The organism is Alcanivorax sp. (genome assembly GCF_014762765.1).
In the GTDB taxonomy this organism is placed as follows: Bacteria; Pseudomonadota; Gammaproteobacteria; order Pseudomonadales; family Alcanivoracaceae; genus Alcanivorax.
In genome coordinates this window covers 1-4,024 of the sequence record NZ_JABURH010000161.1, presented here as the reverse complement: position 1 = coordinate 4,024, position 4,024 = coordinate 1, and the positions used below count along the sequence as shown (strand labels likewise).

6 protein-coding genes are annotated in these 4,024 nt (G+C 63.9%); all 6 read left to right on the top strand.

Annotation, left to right across the window (positions count from 1 at the left end):
* Positions 1 to 21: 21 nt before the first annotated feature.
* The 6 genes from HUJ17_RS11990 to mnhG all read left to right on the top strand — a co-directional run bounded on the left by HUJ17_RS11990 (position 22) and on the right by mnhG (position 3,669).
* Complete coding sequence (locus HUJ17_RS11990; RefSeq protein WP_290510910.1) at positions 22 to 447, top strand: Na+/H+ antiporter subunit B; 426 nt, start codon at positions 22 to 24, stop codon at positions 445 to 447.
* Positions 444 to 791, top strand: coding sequence for a Na+/H+ antiporter subunit C (locus tag HUJ17_RS11985; RefSeq protein WP_062815256.1), 348 nt, complete (start codon positions 444 to 446; stop codon positions 789 to 791). The genes HUJ17_RS11990 and HUJ17_RS11985 overlap by 4 nt, the downstream gene beginning before the upstream one ends.
* Positions 788 to 2,281 (top strand): Na+/H+ antiporter subunit D, encoded by a 1,494-nt coding sequence (locus HUJ17_RS11980; protein ID WP_290510908.1) that lies wholly within the window; start codon positions 788 to 790, stop codon positions 2,279 to 2,281. Before HUJ17_RS11985 ends, HUJ17_RS11980 begins: the two co-directional genes overlap by 4 nt.
* A complete protein-coding gene (locus HUJ17_RS11975; protein WP_290510907.1) occupies positions 2,278 to 2,751 on the top strand; it encodes a Na+/H+ antiporter subunit E in 474 nt (157 codons plus the stop codon). The genes HUJ17_RS11980 and HUJ17_RS11975 overlap by 4 nt, the downstream gene beginning before the upstream one ends.
* A gap of 278 nt (positions 2,752 to 3,029) precedes the next feature.
* Complete coding sequence (locus HUJ17_RS11970; protein ID WP_290510906.1) at positions 3,030 to 3,305, top strand: cation:proton antiporter; 276 nt, start codon at positions 3,030 to 3,032, stop codon at positions 3,303 to 3,305.
* Positions 3,295 to 3,669 (top strand): monovalent cation/H(+) antiporter subunit G, encoded by a 375-nt coding sequence (mnhG, locus tag HUJ17_RS11965; protein WP_366471179.1) that lies wholly within the window; start codon positions 3,295 to 3,297, stop codon positions 3,667 to 3,669. The genes HUJ17_RS11970 and mnhG overlap by 11 nt, the downstream gene beginning before the upstream one ends.
* Positions 3,670 to 4,024 lie beyond the last annotated feature (355 nt).

The following is a 4,024-nucleotide window of genomic DNA, read 5'->3' as shown; positions in this document are numbered from 1 at the left end:
CCACCCCCGGACCGCAATGCCCTGCGCACCCAGTCGCTGATCCTGCGCACCACCGGGTTCTTTCTGCTGCCGCTGCTGCTGCTGTTTGCCCTGTTCCTGTTGCTGCGCGGCCACAACGCCCCGGGCGGGGGCTTTATCGCCGGGCTGGTGGCATCCGCGGCCATCTCCGTGCACCTGTTTGCCATGAGCGAAGCCGGCGCCCGCCGGGTCCTGCGGGTCGATCCCCGCGACCTGATCGCCTGGGGGCTGATCCTGGCGCTGGCCGCCGGAGTCATCGGCCTGTTCAGCGGCCAGCCGTTTCTCACTGCCCACTGGCTCACCGTGAGCCTGCCGGTGTTCGGTGAACTGAAGCTGGGTTCGCCCTTGCTGTTCGATCTGGGGGTGTTTCTGGTGGTGCTGGGCACCGCCAGCACCATCATCATCAACCTGGCGGAGCAGGACACATGACCAGCCTGATGGCCCTGGTGGTGGGCGTGCTCTACGCCGCCGCCATTTACATGATGCTGCGCCGCTCCATCGTCAAACTGGTGATCGGCCTGGTGCTGCTGTCCAACGCCGCCAACCTGCTGATCTTTACCGCCGCCGGCCTGCACCGGGATGCCCCGCCGCTGGTGCCGGATGACGCCCAGGTGCCCGCCGGCCTGGTCGCCGACCCGCTGGCCCAGGCACTGATTCTCACCGCCATCGTCATCGGCTTCGGGGTGCTGGCCTTCGCGGTGGTGCTGATCCGCCGGGCCTATGAGGTGGTGGAAGCGGACGACATGAACCAGATGCGGGATACCGACACATGAATCTGCTGGTTATCCTGCCCATTCTGATTCCCCTGGCAGCCGGGGCCCTGTCCCTGCTGGGACGCCACTCCCAGCGCGTGCAGGGCGCCCTGGCGGTCATCGGCGGCATCGCCCTGGTGATCAGTGCCGTGGCACTGTTACTGGCCACCTGGGAGCAGGGCCATATCGTGTCCGAGCTGGGCAGCTGGCCCGCCCCCTTCGGCATCGTGCTGGTCAGTGACCTGCTGGCCGCCATCATGGTGTTGCTCAGCGCCGTCACCGGTGCCGCCACCGCGTTTTACTCCCTGGGCAGCATCAGCATTGCCCATCGCAAGGCCGGTTATTTCCCGCTGATGCACTTGCTGCTGGCCGGGGTCAACGGCGCCTTCCTCACCGGCGACATCTTCAACCTGTATGTGTGGTTCGAAGTGATGCTGGTAGCGTCCTTCTCCCTGCTGATCCTGGGCGGCGAGCGCGCACAGATGGAAGGGGCCATCAAGTACGTGACCCTCAACCTGGTGTCCTCCGCCCTGTTCCTGTCCGCCGTGGGCCTGCTTTACGGCCTGGTGGGCACGCTCAACATGGCCGACATTGCCGTGAAGCTGGGTGAGGTGGATACCGGCATGACCACCGTGATCGCCATGCTGTTCATGGTGGCCTTCGGCATCAAGGCCGCGGCGTTTCCCTTCTTCTTCTGGCTGCCCGCCTCCTACCACACCCCCCAGGTGGCGGTGTCCGCCTTGTTCGCCGGCTTGCTGACCAAGGTGGGCGTGTATGCCCTGTTCCGGGTCTTCACCCTGATCTTCGACATGGATGACCCGCTGATCCATCAGGTGCTGCTGTGGGGCGCCGGGCTGACCATGGTCACCGGGGTACTGGGCGCCGCCGCCCAGTTCGAATTCCGCCGTATCCTGTCGTTCCATATCGTCAGCCAGATCGGCTACATGATGATGGGCCTGGCGCTGGCGTCGGTGAGCGTGCTGGCCCTGGCCGGCGGCATCTTCTACATCATTCACCACATCATCGTGAAGGCGAACCTGTTCTTTGTCAGCGGCCTGGTCTACCGCCTGCGCGGCAGCTATGAACTCAAGCAACTGGGCGGCCTGTACCGGGACAAGCCCTGGCTGGCGCTGCTGTTCCTGATCCCGGCCCTGTCCCTGGCGGGGATGCCGCCGCTGTCCGGCTTCTTCGGCAAGTTCATCGTTATTCGTGGAGGCGTTGAAGCCGGCGCCTGGGCCCTGGTCGCCGCCGCCCTGGTGGTGGGTCTGCTGACGCTCTACTCCATGACCAAGATCTGGGCCGAGGTATTCTGGAAGGCGGCCCCGGAACCGGCCGCCACTCCTGCCAGCGGCAGCAACACCGTGCTCTATGCCACCGTGACCGGCCTGGCACTGATCACCGTGGTCATCGGCCTGGGTGCCCAGCCGGTGCTGGTACTGTCCCAGGCCGCCGCCGAGCAGTTGCTGAACCCGAGCCTCTATATCACTGCAGTACTCGGAGAGGAGTCATGAGCCCGTTGAGCTGGAACCTGATCTTGGCCCTGATCTGGGCCGCCGTCACCGGCAACTTCAGCGGCGCCAACTTGCTGGTGGGCTTTGTATTGGGCTACCTGATTCTCGGCTTCGCCCTGCGCGACGTGCCGGACTTTGCCCGCTATCGCAAAAAAGTGCCCCGGCTGTTTCTGCTGCTGGGCCACTTCCTGCGCGACCTGGTGGCATCCAATTTGCGGGTGGCCTACGACGTGCTCACCCCCACCCATTACATGCGCCCGGCGGTGGTGGCGGTGCCCCTGCGGGCCAAGACCGATGGTGCCATCACCATCCTGGCCAACATGATTTCCCTGACCCCGGGCACCCTGAGCCTGGACGTGTCCAGCGACCGCAGCGTGCTCTACCTGCACGTCATGTACCTGGACGACGAGGAGGATCTACGCCAGCAGATCCACGCCCTGGAAGACCGGGTGCTGGCGTTACTGGAATAGGAGCCACTACACGCGGCAGGAACACAAAGCCGTTTTTTACCACAGAAGGCACAGAGAACGCTGAGTCAGAAAATGAACAACACTCAACGGTTCTGGTTTTTTATGTGGGAAGCGATGCTTGCATCGCGAATAACAGAGGTTTCGCTGGCACCTTGGCGATGCAAGGCCAAGGCACCTGGATCGCTTACCAGGAAATAGGTTGGCCTTTTCCTCAGTGAGCTCTGTGCCCTCTGTGGTAAAAAACGAGGCTGGCAACACGATCAACAACGGAGACCAACATGCTGGAAGGCGCCATATTTCTCAGCTATCTGCTGCTCAGCCTGGCGCTGTTATGCGCCCTGGTGCGGCTGGTGCGCGGCCCCACCCTGCCCGACCGGGTCGTGGCCCTGGAGCTGATGGCCTCGCTCACCGTGGCCTTCATCGGCATCTATGCCCTCAACAACGACCGGCCCGCCTTCCTGGATGTGGCCATGGTGCTGGCGCTCACCGCCTTCCTCACCGCCGTGGGCTTTGCCCGTTACCTGGAAAAAGGAGGCCACCGAGGTGATCAATGACCTGCTGGTATCGGTGATGATGGTCGCCGGCACCTTCTTCATGTTTCTGGCCGGCATCGGCGTACTGCGCATGCCCGACTTGCTGATGCGCATGCACGCCACCACCAAGGCCGGCACCCTGGGCGCCGGGCTGGTGATGCTGGCCGTGGCCACCCACTTCCTGGATGCCGGCGTCACCGCCCGCACCCTGGCCATCATCCTGTTCATCCTGCTCACCGCCCCGGTGGCCGCCCACGCCATCGGCCGCGCCGGCTACTTCGTGGGTGTGCCCCTGTGGGACAAGATGCTCAAGGACGACCTGAAAGACCGCTACGACCCGGACACCCACATCCTCCACAACCCGGACGACGACAAAGACACATGACGGTTTACCACAGAGGACACAGAGCTCACTGAGGGAAAACCGCCAATTTTTCGAAGTCCGCGTTTATGCTCGCGACAACACCACCTGTAGGAGCGCCTCTCGAGGCGCGAACCGGAGCCCAGGCGACGGAATCGCCCGCAGGGCAAGCCTGAACGGGTTCGCACCTCAAGAGGTGCTCCTACAGTCACCCCCGCCTGCCGAACCTGCCCAATTCCGCTACACTCTCCCCACTCACTAATCAGCAGAAGCCGAGCACCATGTCCGCAGCCGAAAAACCCATCATCCTCGTCGATGGCTCCTCCTACCTGTACCGCGCCTTTCACGCCCTGCCGCCGCTCACCACCTCCAGCGGCCA